This is a genomic window from Thermocladium modestius, from assembly GCF_055398215.1.
This window is the reverse complement of the sequence record NZ_AP043731.1, coordinates 1,663,632-1,681,882: the sequence shown is the minus strand read 5'-3', so window position 1 is coordinate 1,681,882 and position 18,251 is coordinate 1,663,632. Positions and strand designations below refer to the sequence as shown.

Annotated in this window: 22 protein-coding genes and 2 tRNA genes; 11 read left to right on the top strand and 13 right to left on the bottom strand. The window is 53.5% G+C overall.

All coding sequences use genetic code 11. The features are described from left to right. Positions 1-24 precede the first annotated feature (24 nt). Positions 25-164, bottom strand: a tRNA-Thr gene (locus ACZ5ZS_RS08735). A gap of 115 nt (positions 165-279) precedes the next feature. On the opposite strand from ACZ5ZS_RS08735, the gene ACZ5ZS_RS08730 reads away from it, so the two are divergent. Then, positions 280-942 carry a hypothetical protein gene (locus tag ACZ5ZS_RS08730; protein ID WP_188595679.1) on the top strand — a complete coding sequence of 221 codons (663 nt, stop codon included), beginning with the start codon at positions 280-282 and terminating at the stop codon, positions 940-942. Here the strand turns inward: ACZ5ZS_RS08730 and ACZ5ZS_RS08725 are convergent. The 3 genes from ACZ5ZS_RS08725 to ACZ5ZS_RS08715 all read right to left on the bottom strand — a co-directional run bounded on the left by ACZ5ZS_RS08725 (position 936) and on the right by ACZ5ZS_RS08715 (position 4,281). Further along, the gene (locus tag ACZ5ZS_RS08725) at positions 936-2,354 is read right to left on the bottom strand and encodes a B12-binding domain-containing radical SAM protein (protein WP_188595678.1); all 1,419 of its coding nucleotides are present in this window, start codon (positions 2,352-2,354) and stop codon (positions 936-938) included. The genes ACZ5ZS_RS08730 and ACZ5ZS_RS08725 overlap by 7 nt on opposite strands. A 6-nt stretch (positions 2,355-2,360) precedes the next feature. After that, the gene (locus ACZ5ZS_RS08720) at positions 2,361-3,854 is read right to left on the bottom strand and encodes a radical SAM/SPASM domain-containing protein (RefSeq protein WP_188595677.1); all 1,494 of its coding nucleotides are present in this window, start codon (positions 3,852-3,854) and stop codon (positions 2,361-2,363) included. 220 nt (positions 3,855-4,074) lie between these two features. Then, positions 4,075-4,281 (bottom strand): C2H2-type zinc finger protein, encoded by a 207-nt coding sequence (locus ACZ5ZS_RS08715; RefSeq protein WP_075059542.1) that lies wholly within the window; start codon positions 4,279-4,281, stop codon positions 4,075-4,077. A 141-nt stretch (positions 4,282-4,422) separates the two neighbouring features. Between ACZ5ZS_RS08715 and ACZ5ZS_RS08710 the strand changes: the two genes are divergently transcribed. After that, positions 4,423-5,112 carry a B3/B4 domain-containing protein gene (locus tag ACZ5ZS_RS08710; RefSeq protein ID WP_188595676.1) on the top strand — a complete coding sequence of 230 codons (690 nt, stop codon included), beginning with the start codon at positions 4,423-4,425 and terminating at the stop codon, positions 5,110-5,112. A gap of 32 nt (positions 5,113-5,144) precedes the next feature. Here ACZ5ZS_RS08710 and ACZ5ZS_RS08705 read toward each other — a convergent pair whose 3' ends face one another. The 3 genes from ACZ5ZS_RS08705 to ACZ5ZS_RS08695 all read right to left on the bottom strand — a co-directional run bounded on the left by ACZ5ZS_RS08705 (position 5,145) and on the right by ACZ5ZS_RS08695 (position 8,981). After that, positions 5,145-6,605, bottom strand: coding sequence for an aldehyde dehydrogenase family protein (locus ACZ5ZS_RS08705; protein ID WP_188595675.1), 1,461 nt, complete (start codon positions 6,603-6,605; stop codon positions 5,145-5,147). A 62-nt stretch (positions 6,606-6,667) separates the two neighbouring features. Next, the gene (locus ACZ5ZS_RS08700) at positions 6,668-7,234 is read right to left on the bottom strand and encodes a phosphoribosyltransferase (RefSeq protein WP_188595674.1); all 567 of its coding nucleotides are present in this window, start codon (positions 7,232-7,234) and stop codon (positions 6,668-6,670) included. 379 nt (positions 7,235-7,613) lie between these two features. After that, the gene (locus ACZ5ZS_RS08695; protein WP_188595673.1) at positions 7,614-8,981 is read right to left on the bottom strand and encodes an APC family permease; all 1,368 of its coding nucleotides are present in this window, start codon (positions 8,979-8,981) and stop codon (positions 7,614-7,616) included. Positions 8,982-9,135: 154 nt separating this feature from the next. Between ACZ5ZS_RS08695 and ACZ5ZS_RS08690 the strand changes: the two genes are divergently transcribed. Then, on the top strand, positions 9,136-9,999 hold the full coding sequence (locus tag ACZ5ZS_RS08690; protein ID WP_188595672.1) for an aldo/keto reductase: 864 nt from the start codon (positions 9,136-9,138) through the stop codon (positions 9,997-9,999). Positions 10,000-10,023: 24 nt separating this feature from the next. Here the strand turns inward: ACZ5ZS_RS08690 and ACZ5ZS_RS08685 are convergent, their stop codons facing one another. Continuing rightward, positions 10,024-10,440, bottom strand: a complete 417-nt coding sequence (locus ACZ5ZS_RS08685; protein WP_188595671.1) for a hypothetical protein — start codon at positions 10,438-10,440, stop codon at positions 10,024-10,026. 85 nt (positions 10,441-10,525) lie between these two features. On the opposite strand from ACZ5ZS_RS08685, the gene ACZ5ZS_RS08680 reads away from it, so the two are divergent. The 6 genes from ACZ5ZS_RS08680 to ACZ5ZS_RS08655 all read left to right on the top strand — a co-directional run bounded on the left by ACZ5ZS_RS08680 (position 10,526) and on the right by ACZ5ZS_RS08655 (position 13,882). After that, positions 10,526-11,068 carry a DUF359 domain-containing protein gene (locus ACZ5ZS_RS08680; RefSeq protein ID WP_229657615.1) on the top strand — a complete coding sequence of 181 codons (543 nt, stop codon included), beginning with the start codon at positions 10,526-10,528 and terminating at the stop codon, positions 11,066-11,068. A gap of 27 nt (positions 11,069-11,095) precedes the next feature. Continuing rightward, a tRNA-Asp gene (locus ACZ5ZS_RS08675) sits at positions 11,096-11,173 on the top strand. A 464-nt stretch (positions 11,174-11,637) separates the two neighbouring features. Then, positions 11,638-11,805: a hypothetical protein gene (locus ACZ5ZS_RS08670; RefSeq protein ID WP_188595670.1), complete on the top strand. Its 168-nt coding sequence runs from the start codon at positions 11,638-11,640 to the stop codon at positions 11,803-11,805. Between the two features lie 111 nt (positions 11,806-11,916). Beyond that, the gene (locus tag ACZ5ZS_RS08665) at positions 11,917-12,384 is read left to right on the top strand and encodes a GIY-YIG nuclease family protein (protein WP_075059527.1); all 468 of its coding nucleotides are present in this window, start codon (positions 11,917-11,919) and stop codon (positions 12,382-12,384) included. Between the two features lie 350 nt (positions 12,385-12,734). Then, on the top strand, positions 12,735-13,265 hold the full coding sequence (locus ACZ5ZS_RS08660) for an exosome complex RNA-binding protein Csl4 (RefSeq protein ID WP_188595669.1): 531 nt from the start codon (positions 12,735-12,737) through the stop codon (positions 13,263-13,265). A 5-nt stretch (positions 13,266-13,270) separates the two neighbouring features. Continuing rightward, positions 13,271-13,882, top strand: a complete 612-nt coding sequence (locus ACZ5ZS_RS08655) for a DUF2067 family protein (protein ID WP_188595668.1) — start codon at positions 13,271-13,273, stop codon at positions 13,880-13,882. Positions 13,883-13,904: 22 nt separating this feature from the next. On the opposite strand, the gene ACZ5ZS_RS08650 is transcribed toward ACZ5ZS_RS08655, so the two are convergent. The 4 genes from ACZ5ZS_RS08650 to ACZ5ZS_RS08635 form a co-directional block, all read right to left on the bottom strand. Beyond that, entirely contained in the window at positions 13,905-14,348 is a 444-nt protein-coding gene (locus ACZ5ZS_RS08650; protein ID WP_188595667.1) for a peroxiredoxin, read from the bottom strand. Between the two features lie 55 nt (positions 14,349-14,403). Then, positions 14,404-14,592, bottom strand: coding sequence for a hypothetical protein (locus ACZ5ZS_RS08645; RefSeq protein ID WP_188595666.1), 189 nt, complete (start codon positions 14,590-14,592; stop codon positions 14,404-14,406). After that, positions 14,589-14,879, bottom strand: a complete 291-nt coding sequence (locus tag ACZ5ZS_RS08640) for an RpoL/Rpb11 RNA polymerase subunit family protein (RefSeq protein WP_188595665.1) — start codon at positions 14,877-14,879, stop codon at positions 14,589-14,591. Before ACZ5ZS_RS08640 ends, ACZ5ZS_RS08645 begins: the two co-directional genes overlap by 4 nt. A 161-nt stretch (positions 14,880-15,040) precedes the next feature. After that, positions 15,041-15,421, bottom strand: a complete 381-nt coding sequence (locus tag ACZ5ZS_RS08635) for a CBS domain-containing protein (protein ID WP_188595664.1) — start codon at positions 15,419-15,421, stop codon at positions 15,041-15,043. Between the two features lie 128 nt (positions 15,422-15,549). On the opposite strand from ACZ5ZS_RS08635, the gene ACZ5ZS_RS08630 reads away from it, so the two are divergent. Continuing rightward, positions 15,550-17,409 (top strand): aldehyde ferredoxin oxidoreductase N-terminal domain-containing protein, encoded by a 1,860-nt coding sequence (locus ACZ5ZS_RS08630; protein ID WP_188595663.1) that lies wholly within the window; start codon positions 15,550-15,552, stop codon positions 17,407-17,409. A 14-nt stretch (positions 17,410-17,423) separates the two neighbouring features. Here the strand turns inward: ACZ5ZS_RS08630 and ACZ5ZS_RS08625 are convergent, their stop codons facing one another. Beyond that, positions 17,424-17,768: an arcadin 1 gene (locus ACZ5ZS_RS08625; protein WP_188595662.1), complete on the bottom strand. Its 345-nt coding sequence runs from the start codon at positions 17,766-17,768 to the stop codon at positions 17,424-17,426. 130 nt (positions 17,769-17,898) lie between these two features. Here ACZ5ZS_RS08625 and ACZ5ZS_RS08620 point away from each other — a divergent pair, with 130 nt between their 5' ends. Beyond that, complete coding sequence (locus ACZ5ZS_RS08620; protein WP_188595661.1) at positions 17,899-18,243, top strand: hypothetical protein; 345 nt, start codon at positions 17,899-17,901, stop codon at positions 18,241-18,243. Positions 18,244-18,251 lie beyond the last annotated feature (8 nt).

The window sequence follows — 18,251 nt, the reverse complement described above, 5'->3', positions numbered from 1 at the left end:
AAAGCATTCCCAAGCGTGAATGTTTGGAGCCCCGGCCGGGATTTGAATTCCCGGGCGGATCCCCGCCACCCGGGACCTCTCGCTCCCTTGATGGGAACTTACAAGGTTCGCCCCCTCCGCTTCAGAGCAGGGTCGAGCGCTCCACCAGGCTGAGCTACCGGGGCTCATGGACCCCCCAGCTAAGCCCGTTTTTACGGTTTACGGCAATTACTTGGGGCACAGACGCCGTGCCGTCATAAGGGGTAATGTTTATAATCCATTTCACGGCTCAATCAATAAGTGGATTTCAAGTCCCCGCCGACCAGCGATGGCTGTCCAATAAGGGAGATGGATACCCTCCACTTGATCCTTTTCATGCTGTACAGGCGGGTGATCACGTGCAACTCATTCAACTTGAGTTGCATAGATCTGCCCCTCATGGCCACCACGCCGTTCCTGGCTAGGAATTGCGAGAGGGAGGACGTGTATAGATTGCTCAGAAGATTGAGGAGACTATCCACAAAGCTGGGCGGGGAGGTCGAGATATTCAGCCATGGGGGAATCACGGCGTCGCTGAGGTTCAGCTTTGAGAGGGGAAGCATATACGTGCATAACGGCGTGATCGTAAATAGGAGTGATTGCAGTAGGGTGGACTGCGAGCTGGTTAATAACGTCAACTTGGCGTTCATGTACTTGGTAATCAAGCTGAGCGAGAGAAACGAGGCGTCGCTGAACGTCCCCGATGCATTGGTGTGGCTGGCCAAGATGGTTGGAGTGGAGGGAGTGGTGGGGCTTTTATCGTTTGTCCACGACTACGTGGAGAGGGGGGAGTTCAACGATAACGTGAGGCTGCTGGTTGGCCTTATATCCAGGTGGGGGGTGCCCATCACGGTGGAATCCCTCAGCAATGCATTGCTCCCAGCCAGGAGGAGCCTCAATGCCTTGAGGCAGATAAGCTATTGAGGAGGTTCCCTGTGAAGCAGTTGCTCGTTGAACCAGGGAACTAGGGCGTTCCTTATAGCCGTAACTATGGTGCTTAACCTTCCATGCAGCATCTCGCTCAGCAGGAAGCCTAGCCTGGCGTAGTACCTTATGTAGGCCCACTGAAGCGCCTTCTGCGCCTGCTCCTTGGTGAACCTGTACCCCCTCATCACCGCCGTTAGCGTGGTGTAGTGCTCCCAATTCCTGTCCTCTATCAAGCCCTCGCCCTCCGCCTCGGCGTAAAGCGGGGTTCCGGGGTATGGAGTGGCCACGGTGAATTGAGCATAGGTTGGCTTGAGCTTAATGGCGAACTTGACCGTGTTCTTCATATCATCCACGGTCTCCCAGGGAAATCCAACAACGAATGACCCGACATGGCTTATCTTTACCTCCTTGGCCCACTGAAACACCTTCACTGCTCTATCCAGCGTTATCCTCTTCCCTATTCTGTTTATGGATTCCTGGCTCCCCGACTCCACCCCGAAGTAGAGGGCCGAGCAGCCGCGCCTCTGTAGTGCCAGCATCATTTCCTTATCTATGGTGTCGACCCTAGAACCGCATGAGAACGATATGTCGAGGCCCCGCTCGTCTATCTCCCTCAAGAACTCGTTCACGAATTTCCTGCCGAGCGTGAACTCATCATCCGTGAATGCAATCACGTTGGTTTTATACCTGGCCATGGCATCCTCCAATTCGTCCACGACGTTCTTGGCGGATCTATACCTAATCATTCTCCCCCAAAAATACGATGTAGAGCAGAAGGAGCAGCCGTAGGGGCAACCGCGGCTGGCCATGGCGTGTATTATCCTGATGGGCTTGCCGAATAAGGTATACCTATCCATGGGAAGCAGGTGACGGGCCGGCGGGGGCAGGTCATCCAGGTTCCTCACTATGGGCCTATCCCTGGTCATCACCGGCTTGCCGCCATCCATGAAGGCTATCCCCTCCACCTTCTTGAGAGCGGCTGGATCAAGCCCGTTCCTCTCGATGGCGTTGATCAACTCCAGAGTCGTTAACTCGCCCTCCCCCCTAACCACCACGTCGACGCCGCTTCCCAGGGATTCCTCGTACATGAACGTGGAGTGGGGCCCTCCCATTATTACGGGCAAGTCAGCATCGTATTCCTTAATGGCCTTCACCGCATCATACGCCTTATATATGGTGGGCGTCATGGCGGTGAGACCGACCACGTCGGGATGCCATGTCTTCACCTCGTTCATGAACGAGGCCATATCCAGGCCAAGCGTGGGCGAGTCAACTATCTTGACGTCGTGCCCTCCCTGCTCCAGCACTGCGGCTATCCAGGCCAGGCCAAGCGGGGGCGCTCTTAGGCCCAGCACCTTATACAGCTCCAGCTTCTCTATGCCGGGCGGGACGGCGAGAAGGACCTTCATAGTTGATCACTTGATGGCCATGGGGGCCTTCACCTTTATCTTGGATACGTCTCCCATCAATTTACGCCAATCCGATGAGTTATAGATGCAGCCCGGGTCCGGGGCCAGGACGTCCCCGAAGTAATTATACGCCCTAGCCCTGCATCCTCCGCATATCAGCTTATAGGGGCATTGGCCGCAGAACCCCTTAAGCAAGTCGCGGTTCCTGAAGTTCTCCATGAATGGATCCATCCATATGTCCCAGAAAGACTTTGACCTCAAATTGCCCACGGGGTGGGGCAGGAAGACGCATGGCGTGAGCGTGCCCTCCGGCTCTATAGCGGCGTAGACCCTGCCCGCGCCGCATCCGCCGATGAACTCAGTCAACTCCTTGGTTATGGGGTCGCTGGCCACCACGAAGTGAGTTGGGGAGACATCGCTGCCCGCGCTGAGTTGATTGACTACCCTGCCGTACTGCGGCGCCGTGCTTATTATCTCCATCTTAGTCCTCTTCATTTCCCCATAAATGTGCCTGAGGAACTCCTCCCGCTCCTCCGGGGAGAGGTCTATCTCTAGGTTCTCGCGCCCCCTTCCCACCGGCACGAAGTTGAAGAAGATCACCTTGGAAACCCCTATCTCCTGGGCCAACTCTATCACCTTATCCACCTCGTCCAGGTTAACCTTGGTGACGGTGAACGCCAAAGCCGTGCTGAAGCCCAACTTGACGGCGTTCCTCAACCCGTTAACCGCCTTAGACCACGCGCCGTTAACCCCCCTGAACTTATCGTGGACCCGCGGATCAGCCGCGTCTATGCTGATCTCCACGTACCTCAAGCCTGCCCTTCGGGCCTTCTCGGCGAACTCCATATTGGAGAGCGTCAAGCCGTTCGTGGCGATTGCTGGATAGAACCCTCTCCTAGCTATCTCGGCCAGCACGGGCCAGAAGTCTCTGTGCACCGTGGGCTCCCCGCCTGATAGGGCTATGGCGGGCACCCCAGCCTCGTCCAATTCCTTTACTACCCTCAGCTTCTCGTCTAGGCTCAACTCGTTTGGGAGCGGGCGGCCCGCGTTTTGGTAGCAGTGAATGCACCTCAGGTTGCAGGAGTTCGTGAAGTTCCAGACAATGAAGAAGGGAGCCGGCAGTTTCTGGGGAGTGGTCACTCCGAAGAGCGCGATTCCCCTCAGCGTGGTGACGAGCCCTCTCCTCACGGCCGGATCGCCCAGCATCTTCTTTACTGCCTCATCATCAGAGTGAAGGTACGCCGTGGCCAACTTCATTCCCGCCTCAAAGAATGGAGCTATCATGTGGGCCACGATTGGGCACTGCTTCTCCCCCGCGTACCTAGCCAGCACCCACTCCATGAGGGGCTTCCTCTCCCCATTCAGTTCCACCTCCCTAGTCAACGCCCTGAGCGCCCACCGCACCGCTCCCCTGTTAAGCAATCTAATCGCGGTTATGATGGTTCCGGTGGCATCTACTTGAGAGGCCTTCTTCTCAACCAAGGAATCTATTTCAGGCATAAATGAGAATACGCGTTATGGTAAATATCGCTTTTTCGCCGTGAAACGACTTAAGCTCATCCATTGGCTTCACGACGCAGCCGGTCCCCGTCAAGCGATCACGGCCGGCCGCTGAGCTGCAGATATGAGCGGGGAAACGCTTAATCCAGCGATGACCGCGGCTCCTGAAGGGTATCCCGGCAAAGACTGGGGCTGAACTCGACGCAGGTAGCGCATTGCATTACTGCAATTGAACCAACATGCTGCCGTGGCGGACATCTATCAACGCTTCATTCATTAGGTGAACCTTGAACTTATGGATTGTGTTGAACCTCCTGCCGCATACCGGGCACTTCCTGGTCCTCGGAACTTGCTTGCACTCCATCATTACGTGCCTCACGTATTCATCCACAGAGTTCATGTTCTTTCCGCAAAGCTTGCAAATCATAACCATGCCATCAACGTCCTTCCCACCGTTTAAAAACATTGTGCAGCCAAATGCCGACCGCGGCCCATACGCGTCATGGAAACGCCGAGAAGTTTCCCTATTAAATTAAACATTTATATTCAATGCCGTGAGTGGTCAGTTATGAGAGTGAGCATCGCCGATGAGTTGGCCCGCATGGGCATTCAGCTTGGGGTCGCCTCGGCAATGGAGTTGAACAATAAGGCCAGCGTGGATTTGAGGCTGGAGTGGGAGCAAGCGGCGGCGGAGATCAACGGCTCAACAAAGGACTTGCTGGCCGACCCAGTGATACGCTCCTATAGGGACTTCTATTGGAGAGTCCTAAAGATAGACCCCACCAAGCAGAGGCCGGCCCAGGAAGCATTGATTCGCCGCATCCTCAATAATGGGAAGATACCAACCATCAACCCAGCCGTGGACATAGGGAACATCATCAGCATTAAGCACAAAGTCCCCATAGGGCTTTACGACATGGATAAGATAAAGGCCGACAAGTTAACCCTTAGGTACGCAGCGGAGGGGGAGGTATTCATACCCATAGGCTCCCCCAGGAGAACCCTGACCAGCAATCAAATAGTGCTGGCGGCCAGCGATGGCACAATCCTCCACGTATACCCATACAGGGACTCCGAGTTAACCATGGTTGAGGCAAGCACGAGGAACATACTGATAATAAGCGCCGGCGTGCCTGGAATAAGCGGGGACCTGCTCATAAAGGCGGCAGCGGAGGTGGGGTTGCTGTACGAGAAGTACCTGGGAGGGCGGTTGGTCAAAGTCGAGTTGGCCAGCGGAGAGCGGGAGGTCAGCGTGTAAGTAAAACGAGGCGAAGAAGATCCATTTCTTGGTTACATGGATGGTATGGGGAACTTCCTCTGCCTCAGGGTTATGGTGGTCCACCTATCATACGTTGATTCATGGAAGGAGTACTTACCCCCCTCCCTCCCTATGCCGCTCGCCTTTATGCCGCCGAAAGGCACGTGGGACTCCTCCAGGAACGTCACGTCGTTTATATGGAACATGCCGGACTCCACGGCCTCCGCTATATTCATTGCCCTATTTATGTTGTTGGTGATCACCGCGCCGGATAGCCCGTACTCCGTCTTGTTGGCAACCTCTATGGCCTCCTCGTCGTTCTCGACCACTATGAGGGGCCTGATTGGGCCGAACACCTCCTCGCGGAGGACCTTGGCGTTCTCGTCAACGCCGCTCAGAACGGTGGGTTCGAAGTAATTCCCATTTACCCCTCCCCCAGTCTCCACCTTGGCGCCGCGGCTCACCGCGTCTTCCAGGAACCCCTTCATTGACTCCACTTGGGATTTATTAATGAGGGGGCCGAAGTCTATATTCCTGTCCGCCCTGGGATCCCCCATCCTGATCCTCCTCACGTACTCTATGAATCGCGGCGCGAATCTATCGTATATGCCCTTATGCACTATTATTCTCTTGGATGACGTGCATATTTGTCCCTGGTGGAAGAAAGCTGCGAACACCGCTAGTCTAGCCGCGTAGTCGGGATCGGCGTCGTCTAGAACTATCAATGGATCAGAGCCGCCCAGCTCCAGCGTGACGGTCTTCAACCCGCGCCCGGCCTTCTCAGCTATCTGCCTCCCCGTCCCCGTTTCTCCGGTGAAGGTGAGGTGGTTAATCTTCTTGCTTGTAACTATCTCGTCGCCAACCACGCCGCCCGAGCCGAACACCACGTTCAAGACGCCCTTCGGAAGCCCAGCCTTGTGGGCTATCTCCGCTATCTTATACCCTGTTATGGGCGTGTCGCTGGCCGTCTTCAGCACCACGGTATTGCCTATCGCAATGGCGTGGATCACCTTCTTCATGGAGATGGATAGAGGGTAATTCCAGGGAGTTATTATTCCGACGACCCCCTTGGGCTTCTTGAACACCATGGAGATCGTGGCCTCGCTGTCGGAGCTCAACACCTCACCCTCATAATGCCTAGCTAGCTCCGCCGCGTTGCGCATCAGCCTCTCCGTGAACACCACCTCGCCCCATGCCTTCTTGTAAACGCCGCCGCCCTCTACAATCAATGTATTTATGAGGTCCTCCTCCATCGACTTCGCCACCTCATACATCTTGTATATATAGTCCGACCGCTTGATTGAGGTTAGCCTCGACCACTGCTTGACCGCGTCGTACGCAGCATCAATGGCTGCCCGAGCATCATCCCTGGTCCCCCTCGGCACATCCGCTATGGCCGAGCCATCCATGGGGGACGCCTTAACGCTGAACTCCTCGTTGGTTGGATTGCGGAACTCGCCATCTATATAATGTTGTAGTTTCATTCGTTGCATCGTTGACAAATGACCCCCCACTTAATAAGCATTACCTTGATCAGTTAATGGACAAATACCAATTAATTTGCTTGATTACCGTTCAATATCTTCATAATGGTCATTATCTTGCCGGCCAACTCGCTGTCCATTTTGCTCACCAACTGCATTGAGTTGCTGCCGAGCTCCCTAATGGTCTCGCCGAGCTCCCAGGGAAACACTATCCACATGGTGGTCTCCCCACCATAGTAATCCGGCTTGAATTTAGTCCACGGCTTTAACAGGAGGGTGGCCGTCTTTACCTGAAGCGGATTCATGCCTTTTATGTAATCTATGGCCGTCCTCATGGTGTTCCCGCTATCCGCTATGTCGTCTATGACCAGGACCCGCTTTCCCTTCACGTTAATAGTTAATGGCTGCGTTATTCGAGGCTCATCTCCCTGCTCTCCTATTCCCTTGTAGAACTTTATCTCCATCAATGAAATGGAATCCACCCCCAACAAGTCGCCGATCAATCGGGCAGCTATCACGCCGCCCCTCATTATTCCGACCACGACGTCGGGCCTAAATCCATCGCTTCCCATCCCCTCAACTATGCGAAGCAAATAGGTCATCACATCGCTCCAAGAAACTACCTTGAGCTCTACCATTATGACCAACTTAGACGACCAAATATAAAGTTTTCTTTTATTTTATTTTTAGCAAAGGCAAAATCTAGGGCCAGCTCCATATGCAAGAAAATATACATTAAGCAATCCAGGAACAAAATCATCTACTACTTCAACCATGATCAACTACTAATAAATAATTCAACTGAGCATCAGTGAAGGAAAATCCTCGACTGAGAAGGGGAGGCGGGGGCTCTCAATAATGGGGAGGGAAATCCCCCTTAAAGCGGGGGCGGTTCACTTGCCGCAGCGATCCGGAGGCTGGTCAGGTAGGAAGCCTGCAAGCAGGTTTAATATTTGATCAATATCAAAATCGAACTCTTCCCGCATTAAGGGCGGGGTTTCTCGTTCTATTTCATTGTTATTCCAGCGTTGCTGGGAATCTATGCTTGGGCTGAGACCCGACTATGCTGTAGGCCTCTGCGTATATGAAGGCGAAGAGGAGCCATAACAAGAAGACCTCGACGTAAACTGAGCTTATTTTCGTGAACGCGGATATTATTGAGTATATCGTTATTCCAGACGCTATTGTGGATATAGCTATCCATTTCCTAATGCGTTTCTCGATTCCTATCCTGATCAAAGCTATGTTGGATACCAAGTGCACAACTATGCCGGCCATGGTGGATAACGCGCCCAGCACCAGGAAGGCCCTTAACGGACCGTGGAAGTAATTGGACAGCAACACCGATAGCGCCAACATGGATATCGATGATAGCAATACCGCGAGCACGGGATTACCCTTGGGATTGACTTGGGATAAGGCCCGCGGCAAGTGACCATCAATGGACATAGCATATATGGTTCTCGAGGCTGCCAGCGAGAAGGCAAGGGTGCCCAGCACGCCGTCGCTTAGCATGGCGAATATCAACACTGGGTCTAGGTAAATGCCCATATAGTGCCGAAGCACGTAGAGGACGGGAGATGGCGTTGATATTATTTGATTTATGTTGTCGTGGAACAATACCATGCCGGCATTGGCAAATGCATACACATCGAAAGCAGCCAGCAAGCCGCCGGTCAATATCACCGCTATGACCGCCCTTGGAATGGTTGACTTAGGGTTCTTAGCCTCGCCGGAAAGGGGCGCGATAGCGCCGTAGCCTGTCGGTATCGCGGCTGCATATATCACCGCCAAACCCAGGTTGGACAGCGATACTCCCCCTACGAATGGATTGCTCAACTTGAAATCAGCCATGTAAAGCAGCACAACGCCTATTGTCACCAGCACCGCTATCTCTATTGAGCCGGCCACCACGGCGTACTTGGTGGATGGCTTGATGCCGCTGACCGCCAAGACCACGGTTAGGGCTAGCACGGCAATCATGGTGAGGGTGGGATCCCAATTGAATAACCAAGCGGAGAGGTAACTGACGCCGAATGCGTACGAGGCTCCATATAATATCGAGTAGAACAAATAGAGGAAGCCCGTCTCTATTCCGACCCTATGGCTCAACAATAGGTGCGCGTACTTGTAATAACCCCCCGTCCTCGTTATCTGCTTGGATAATTCGTACACTACCAACCCATTGAATAGGACAAGCACCGTCCCCAACAACGCGGCCAGCGGAGCCATTATCCCAACGTATATTATCATGGCAGTGCCATAGGTTAGAATGCTTAGGAATGGCGATTGCCCTCCTATCGAGGCGAAGTAGACATCCATGAACGATAACTGCCTCTTCAACGCGGCCCTCTCGCCGTAGCTCCTCCTTGTGGTTCCAGTCATATTACACGACTATTACGGGCCATGGAGAAATCCACTTTAAAAACTTATCTTTCACGATGAAGTAGTCAATGAAAGACAAAACGGAATAATGTCCTCAACCGAAAAAGCGGAGGTTATGAGCAAAGTATTTTTATCCGCTCGATAATAGCTAATTATGGAATTCAAAGAACTCGATAAAACTGGAATAAAGATTCCGGTCATTGGGCTGGGCACTTGGGGCATGGGAGGCGGCTTCTGGATACCCGACTGCTCCAACATGGACGTCATGATAAAGCTGATCCGAGAGGCCATAGGAATGGGCTACACAATGATAGATACGGCGGAGATGTATGGAGGAGGATGCTCAGAGAGAATAATAGGGGAGGCCATAAAGGGATTGCCCAGGAATGAATTGTTCATAATAAGCAAGGTATGGCCCACCCATGCCCGCCACGACGACGTGTTGAAGTCAGCCAAGGCCAGCTCAGATAGATTGGGCACCTACATAGATCTATACATGATCCACTGGCCGGCCAGGGATGTGCCGATAAAGGAAACCATGCAAGCAATGGAGGAGCTCGTCGACGAGGGAGTGATAAAGTACATAGGCGTGAGTAACTTCGACGTCGTGGAGCTGGAGGAGGCGCGGCGCTCCGTCTCTAAGTACGGAGTGGTGGCGGATGAGGTACGCTATAATCTGCTGGACAGGGACGTGGAGAAGGACTTAATCCCCTACGCCGAGAGGGAGGGCATAACCATAATAGCGTACAGCCCCCTTGGGACGGGGTCCATATTGAGACCAGGCAGCAGAGAGCATAAGCTGCTGGAGGAGGTGGGAAGCAAGTACAACAAGACGCCGGCGCAAGTGCTGCTTAACTGGGTGATAAGCAAGCCCAACGTGGTGGCCATACCCAAGGCAGCGAAGATAGAGCACTTGAGGGAGAACATGGGGGCGGTTGGGTGGAGGCTGGACGATGACGACGTAAAGAAGCTGGAGCAACTATACACAATTGAGTGGCAATCAAAGGAGCAACATTGAGCTCAACGCGTTCAGGAACCCCGCCTATTCAGCCAAGATCCTCACGGCCAGGAGCAATTTATAGATGACGCGCCGCGTCTCCTCGTCGTTGATCGCGCTCAACAGCCTTGCCAGCGATACGCTGCCCACGTCGCTCCTCATCAACGATGCTGCCAGCCGCAGCCTCTCCATATCTACCTGGCCCACGGCGTCCAGGAGACGCAGCAGCGCGTTTGCCTTCCTCTCATCAATGGATGACGCAATGGCGATCAACGCGCTCCAGTCCACCTCCTTGGCTGCGTCCAATAATTTGGCGATAACCTCCATTAGGCCGACCCCAGCGGAGGCGAGGCGTTGCAGTCCCTCATCGGTTAATGCTTCATTAATTGCGTCCAGCAATCCCAGCTCGTCTAGCCTGGCCAGTATATTTAATGCCTTCAACAACGCGTCCTGATCTCCCATGCGGGAAACACCCCCGCCAATTTAATTGATTTTTGCTTTGCCTCTAAATAGCAATGCATTAATAAAGAAAATCAGCTCGCCCGGCGTGTATAGGCTGACCAGCGACTCTCTGCGGCGGTTAATGGCGGTGCCGTTTGCCGTATCGATACCCCGGGAGCCACCGGCATCAGTGCACCACGCCAAGGCGGCGGCGGAGGACTTGGGATTGCAGTTGCTAATAACTGTGGGCGACGTCGTCACGAGCAACGTGAGGAGGTATTGGAGGGAGCCGGATGTGGCTATAATTGATGGAAGGACCAGGAGATACGGGATCGGCGAGGCTGAGCGGACTGGCACGGTTATAGATAATCCCCCCGCCACACTGATTTCGGAATCGTTCATAGCTGTAAGGAATGCGGTGGAGGAAGCAGTGAGGGGTAGGAGAAGCGTGATTTGGGTGAACGGGGAGGAGGACTTACTGGCCATACCAGCCGTGCTGGAATCCCCCGTTGGCAGCGCGGTAATGTATGGGCTGTACACCGGCTACTTGGTTCTGGTGCCAGTCGTGCCGGCGTATAAACTGCTAATGCTTAAGCTGCTGGCACTCATGGAGCCGAGCCCTCGGGGCAGCGGCAAGGGAAAAGCTTAAAACGTCGTAGATCAAGATCCACATCGAGCCTCGGTCGTTCAGCCTGGTCTAGGATGCGGGCCTGTCGAGCCCGAAACCCGGGTTCAAATCCCGGCCGAGGCGCCAAGGTTGGATTTACACGCTATTTTCGATTTTGGAATTGAACTTGAATATGCCAATGCATCGACGCTGAGTAGTCTGTTAACCCCCATTCAGGGCTCTTATTAGCGGATCCTAACCTTGTTGACTTGGATGAGCTGGGGGGTTAGGAAGGGGGATTCCTGGACGCGTGCCTTCTAATGGTGTTAAGCCTAGTGACTTGGGCTTCAACCGCATTCATTTACAAGGCTAGGACTGATGAGACTCCCGTCACCGATGAATTAAGGCTTGCCTCAAGTATCTAAACATTGATGAGCATGCTAAGCTCGCTGATGGTGCCTCCATCGGTGCCGCTCTCTATGATGCCATTAAGGTCGTTTTGAAGGCTCGGGGTTATCCTGCCTTTAGAGACTTCCTATTCCAGCTACTACGTCAAGTCTTCGGTATCATCATGCCTTCTGGCTTTAAGTATATTGTTGGTGAGGATGATTTTGAGGACTTTTCAAAATGCGCTAAGCCTTGGGAAGGGGGACGCGCTGGGCAGTGACTTCAAGCTCTATGGGCTTAGGAGGCTCTTCGCCGCATGGATGATCAGTCAAGGCGTGCCGGAGAGCGTCGTTAACACCATACAGGGCCCTCCAGCAAGTTCAGGATATTGATTGAGCACTACTGGGGCCAAATGCATGAGGAGCTTAGGGGGGTTGGTACATCAAGAACACACCATCTCCGGATTGGTTTAATGCTTATACGCCTTAAAATGTTGCATATTTATGACCGATTTTGAGGCGGTGGTTAGAGACTGCCTCGTTGAGGTCGGCGTTCAAATTAGTGAATGTAGGTTTGGCGTGTATGATTGTAGCAATGTCGATGCTGTCCATGAGGCTGGCATCTACGTATTCTTCGACGAATCTGAAGCATATTATGTTGGTGAGTCTAGTGATATCGCCAGGAGGCTTACTAAGGAGCATTGCTCAGCACATATTGGTGGCTCTGAGGGCATTGTAAGATTCCTAATGAATTACCTAGAGGATATTTGTGAGAATAAGAATGCGTGGACTGGGCTTAATCCGAAGAGCAGGGAGGATTTCGTAGAGGGATTGGTAAGGGAGAGGATTGATAAATTGAAGATATATGCGGTTACATGTAATACATTGAGGAATGAGGGTAGAGTGAAGAATAGGTTAAGGATTGAGCTTGAGAAATGCTTGAAAGCAAGGCTGAGGCCTAAACTAAACTAGTCATGACTACCTAGTTGGTTGATGAATGCCCACAGAACTAGAGTGCTTGGTCCAGATAAGCATGATATTGAGAATTTAATCAATCCACCCCAGGCGGCTTTGGGCTAAACCATGTATGGCAAACCATTGAATTGCACTACGCCATCACTGCAGTTAAGGCTGATTACGAAAACATGGCATGCATAGTGAAGAACATCACAAAGCATAGCGATGCGAGGCATCCCGAGCCTAAATCCAGGCCAAGGCGTCATTCAGAACAATTATATGATTAGTCATTCTCGACCATGCATCGCCGTTGAGGAGGGAGAGTTTTTAATCGAGCCAGGCGGGGGCTTTAGCGTTGGTGAGTCATGGTAGCTGTTCCAGGCGATGAGTTGGGCGTGGAGGAGGAATACGTGCCGGGCGAGTTCACCGACCTCGATTGCAGGGGAAGGATAGTGTCCACCGTGATAGGCGTGCCCAGTTACGACGTGAAGGCGCATGAGGTGCGGGTCAACCCAATAAAGTTGAAGCTGCTCCAGCAGGGCGCCGTGGTTTACGGCAGGGTCGTTTCATCAACGGATAAGGTGGCGGTCGTCAGGATAGCCGCGGTGCTGGATAGGGGGAGCCTAACCAGGATAAATGCCACGGGCTTCATATACATAGCGCATGCTGGGGAGAATAGAATTAATACCGTGTACGACGCGGTGGGGATAGGAGATTTCGTGAAGGCCAGGGTAATATCGCGCGGCCCACCCTACCACCTCAGCATAAGGGGGCTGGGGCTTGGGGTGGTGGAGGCGCGGTGCCCCAGGTGCAGGGCTTACTTGAAATTCAAGGGAACCAGGGCCTACTGCCCCAATTGCGGCGTTAATATTAGAAAGAAGGTAGCCCTGGAGTGAGGGAAATGGGCAGGAGGGCGGTGCTTAAGTTCAAGAGCAGCGAGGACGCGATAACCTACGTGGACCTCCTGACTCGCAGGATAAAGGTTGGCGAGCTTATCATAGATGTTAAATCCAACGTGGTGGAGCTGAGGGTGAGGGGAGGCAGGGAGGCCGGCGACATAATGATGGCTGAGGCCCTCAAGATATACGGCGCGCTGAAGGCCAGGAATGGGGGTTCCCTCGACCTATCAGTGTTGATCACCATGGCTCAACCCCCCCATCCAGTGCCGTTCGACGTGGTGACCACCGCATTGAACTTGAGGGGCTTCCCATCGGAGCTGAGCGGCATGAAGCTCAGGACAAAGGCCCCCCTGGACCTCGTGATCTCAATAATTAAATCCACGTCGTCGCTCTACGCGGAAATGGCCAGGATGAACATAACCCAGAACGCCAAGAAGATAATAGCCACCCACGCATTGCTGCGCGGCCTGGACGTGCCTGGGGCGATCCAGGAATTAATGGAGAAGGGAGCGGTTAGGGAGAACGAGAGCAGCGGGTCAGCGTTGATCACCGCATCCTCCTCATTTGAGGATTACGTGAGCACCATAAGGAGAGGCAAAGGCATTGCGCGCTAGGGAGTTCTCCAACGCTGCGGGCTCAACGGGCCGTGGCGGGCTTTATCCTTTTTAATGCCTCGTCTGCATGATCGCTCGCATTCTTCAAGCCGCTTATCCTGTCCATTATGGTGCCATTCTCATCTATTATGAAGGTGACGCGCTGGGCAGTGGATCCCCTCAACACGCCGTATGCCTTGGATATAGTCTTATCCCTATCCGAGACCAGGGGGAACCGCGCGCCGTACCGGGAGGCGAACTTGACCTGGGTGTCCAGGGAGTCCACGCTAACCCCTATCACCTCAGCATTGCTTGCCTTGAACTCATCATATAGCTCCACGAATCGCTTCAATTCATTGGTGCAGCCGCTGGTGAATGATTTTGGATAGAAGTAAAGAACCACCCTCCTCCCCCTGAGGCTCGAGAGCCTTATCTTTCCCGTCGTCGATTCGGCCTCGAAATCCGGAGCCTGTTCTCCCACACTCATGATAGGGGCCCCGCTCCAATTAAGAAAAACGCTGCGCCCAGGAGCAATGCGATTATCAGCGGGATGATCCGCTTGGCATGACCACCACGTCGTCCCCCAGCTCCAAGTAGTCGTCGAGCAAATATGTGCCCCACGTCGTTCTGCGGCCCTTAGTTGACTCGCTCCCCCTCCTAATGATTACCAGGCAAGCCGAGGGGTCTGGGTCTATCTTGACCTCAAGGGGCCTGATGTACTTCACGTTCACTTGGAACCACCTAGCTCATTCATTAGCTGCCCCTTAATCGAGTCCAAGTCATTCATCATGGACGTAACGGCGGCGTTCAGGGCCTCCATGGGCGGCTTACCGTGGGTCCTTATCTTGAGCGTGACCCTCCTTATCAATGGGTGATCCATGTCGTACATGGCCTGCTCCACTCCATCCTCCCGCAACAGGTACTCCAATAATGGGGCGAACAGGGTGTAATCCTCCCCCTCCACCACGGCCTCCAGGTACTCATCGCTGGATTTAACGTTCAATACCTTGACTCGCATGCGGCGCTCATTGACTTCCGCTTTAAAAACCTCGCGTCGAACCCAATGGCCCTCACTTATTGTCAACGCGGGCTCAGCTAACTCTAACGAATTCATCCATCATTCATGCCAGGTCTCATCACTGGCCTGGGCAATTCCATCGAGTTATTATTCTTTATGCATTACGGGTAAGCGGATTCCGCCGTCAATTGCCTCAAGACATCCCTTATGGATAGGACCCCCACTACCTTCCCATCATCATCCACCACAGGTATGTGGCGGATCTGGTGCTCTATCATTTTCATGCCCACGGTCAGCATGGACTCGCCCTGCCTAGCTATTATCAAGTTCCTAGATGCGATCCTGCTCACCGGCGCGTCGAGCGGAACGCCGCTGGCCACCGCCCTGACCAGGTCCCTCTCCGTGAGTATTCCCACCACCTTACCGCCGTCGACCACCACCACGCTGCCCACATTGTTTTCATTCATCTTCTTGGCCGCATCCCTGAGCGGCTCATTAATGCCGCACGTTATAACCCGCGACCCCAGTTCGAGTTGCTCCATAATAGTAAATAAACTCAGGTGTAAATAAGCATTACGGTATAACCCAGTATAACCTAAGTATAACTAGGTAAAACAAAAACAAGAACAACACAAAAAGCCTTATCAACGAAGAAGCCAATGCGCTGTGAATGCCGTACAGATTAATCGCGATAAAGGCGGATGAGAGGAGGTGGTGGGAGGAGACGGGCGATTGGCTGGGTCCCCTGGACGCCGCGGTGGACCTGAACAAGAGGCTCCAGACTTGGAGGATGAAGCCGCTGGACCCAGGAATACCATTCCTGGTGAGCTGGGGCAGACTAGTTGGGGGGAACTTCATAGGAGTGCACAGAGCGGTGGCCGTCTTCAGAAGCCCACAGACGGGCGCCCTCCACGTGTCCGCAATGGGTGGAGCCGCCTATAGATTCATGAGAACCGGCGTGAATGGGCTGGTAATCATCGGTAAATTCAACAAGCCAACGCTGATATTGATTGGAAGCAAGGCCGGCAAGTTAAGCGTGGAGTTCCAGGAAGTTGACTTGGATAGGTTGTGGGGATACGGGGGCCGCACCGGCATAGAGTCGGCGAAGCAGTTCCTGCTGGATAATTACTGGGACTTCATCTATGAACATAAGGCACGGCCCATAGTGACCGGGCCGGGGGCGGCCAGCACCATAATGGGAGCCATCGCCAGTTACGAGGTGGATTACGCCAAGAAGGCATACAAGCTGGGCGCGGAGGACTTCGCGGCCAGAGCCGGCGGGGGATCCGCATTGGTGAGGGGACATAACGTGGCCGCCATGCTGCTGGGCGGCGACTCGGAGGTGGGGGGTCCCAAGATGGGCGATATAGACAAGATATTCATTCAAAAGCTCGGTAAGACCTACATACAGGTCCTCAACGAGAAGACCATCAAGTACAGATTCGATCCACAGCTGGGAACGGGAGGAACCTTCGGCGTTAACTATGTCCATTACAGGGAGTTGATTCCCATGTTCAACTTCCAGTCCATTTACCTACCCCTCGAGGAGCGGCGCAAGTGGTCGGATGCCGCCATAGAGCACTTCTGGAAACCGTTCCAGGAGGAGGCGTTCGTCAAGTCAAGGAGTTGGTACAACTGTGGAGAACCGTGCCCCGTTGTGTGTAAGAAGGTGTGGCGAGGCAAGAAGATAGATTATGAGCCGCTGAATGCCGTGGGCCCCTACATAGGCGTTTTCACGCTTGGGAGCGCGGTTAAGGTGGCCGACATGGTGGATAATTACGGGCTGGACACCATAGAGGTCGGCTACGACTTGGGCCTTGCATTCGAGGCAGTGGATCGGGGATTAATTGAGCCGGAGGAAGCTGGGCTGAGCGGTAGGCCCGTCATGAATCCCCTGGTCTATGACGTCTCCAGCAGCGAGTTGAATGCGTCTCTGGCGGAGGAGGGCGTGAGGTCATTAATGAGCGGGGTCGGGCTGTTGGGTAGGATTGGGGCTATCGGGCTTAGGAGGGCGGCCGAGGAGGCTGGAGTGGTGGATTACGCGGTTTACGTGCCGCTCGGCGACTCGAACTACATGACCCCAAATTACTACTGGGCTCCCGGAATGGTGGCTCCCATATACATGCTGGGCAGGTACTGGACCAATTACAATCCAACCTTCATGGATCCAGTTGATTTCGCCAAGTCCGTATACTCCAGGGCGTTAATGGAGTTGATGATAGATGAGGCCGGCGCTTGCCGCTTCCACAGGGGCTGGCTGGAGCCCACCCTTAAAGAGGTCTATGGCCTGGTAGGCGTGGATGTCGACGTGGATAAGTTCGCCGCGGCCGTTTACAGAGAGTTCGCCGATTACGCGCAGAAGGCCGGTTCCACCCCCAGGTTCTGGGAGAGCAAGAGGACTAGGGATATGGTTACCACGATGGCTTCCGAGCTCGGCGCCAAGGATTGGGCAGGCAAGGATCCGCTGGAGTGGTACGAGAAATTCAAGACCGCATTCGATGGGCTAGTCTACGGGGGCCCGAATCGCTGATGCTTGAATCTAATTTATAATCTCTTTATGTTTATGGATCCGTTCTGTATGCTTACCTCCACGTAGTCGCCCACGTCTAGCCTACCGCCGAGGTACTCTATCTCATCATCGGTTAGCCAAATGGTGACTCGGGGAACCATTACCTTATTGCCCAGGGCTTGATTGAGTATCGGCATGGACTTGAGGACTTGCTGCATCATATTCATTACCTCACGGGCCATCATGGCGGACTCATCCGCTCCCGTGACGACGGGGCCGGGCGTTTCCTTCTCCTCAACTATGTCTATCTTTATCAATTTATTGCCCAAGGGATCCGGCATGAGCGTCTTGCTGAACACGTATCCCTTAAATGAAACCATGAGTAAAGCTCCAATCGCTGGTTTTAAATGTTTGGGCCCTCACGAAATCAACCTGTAACTGCATTTCGATTCTACGCGTTTAGTCAATTGAAGACAACGTTTTTAACCCTGTCATTCCAGGTCCGTCTCCATGACATCACCCCCTAAACTCCTCTGCATAAAGGCGAGACTAACGGATAGAATCACGATTAACACGAAGATGATAGCGATATGCCCCGTCACCAAGACCCTCGATAATTACTCGATCACGATAGAGTATAAGCCTAGCTGCGACGAGCGGGATGGATGCACCTACATAGAATTGAAGTCCCTCAGGGAGTACCTCGACTCGTTCCGGGACAGGGCAATATACCACGAGGACTTGATAAACGAGCTATTAAAGGACATACAGGACTCCTGCGATCCCGAGGAGCTCAGGATAGTGCTTAACAGCGAATACATGGGGATTAGATACACGGTGGAGCTGACCGCATAACCCGCTCC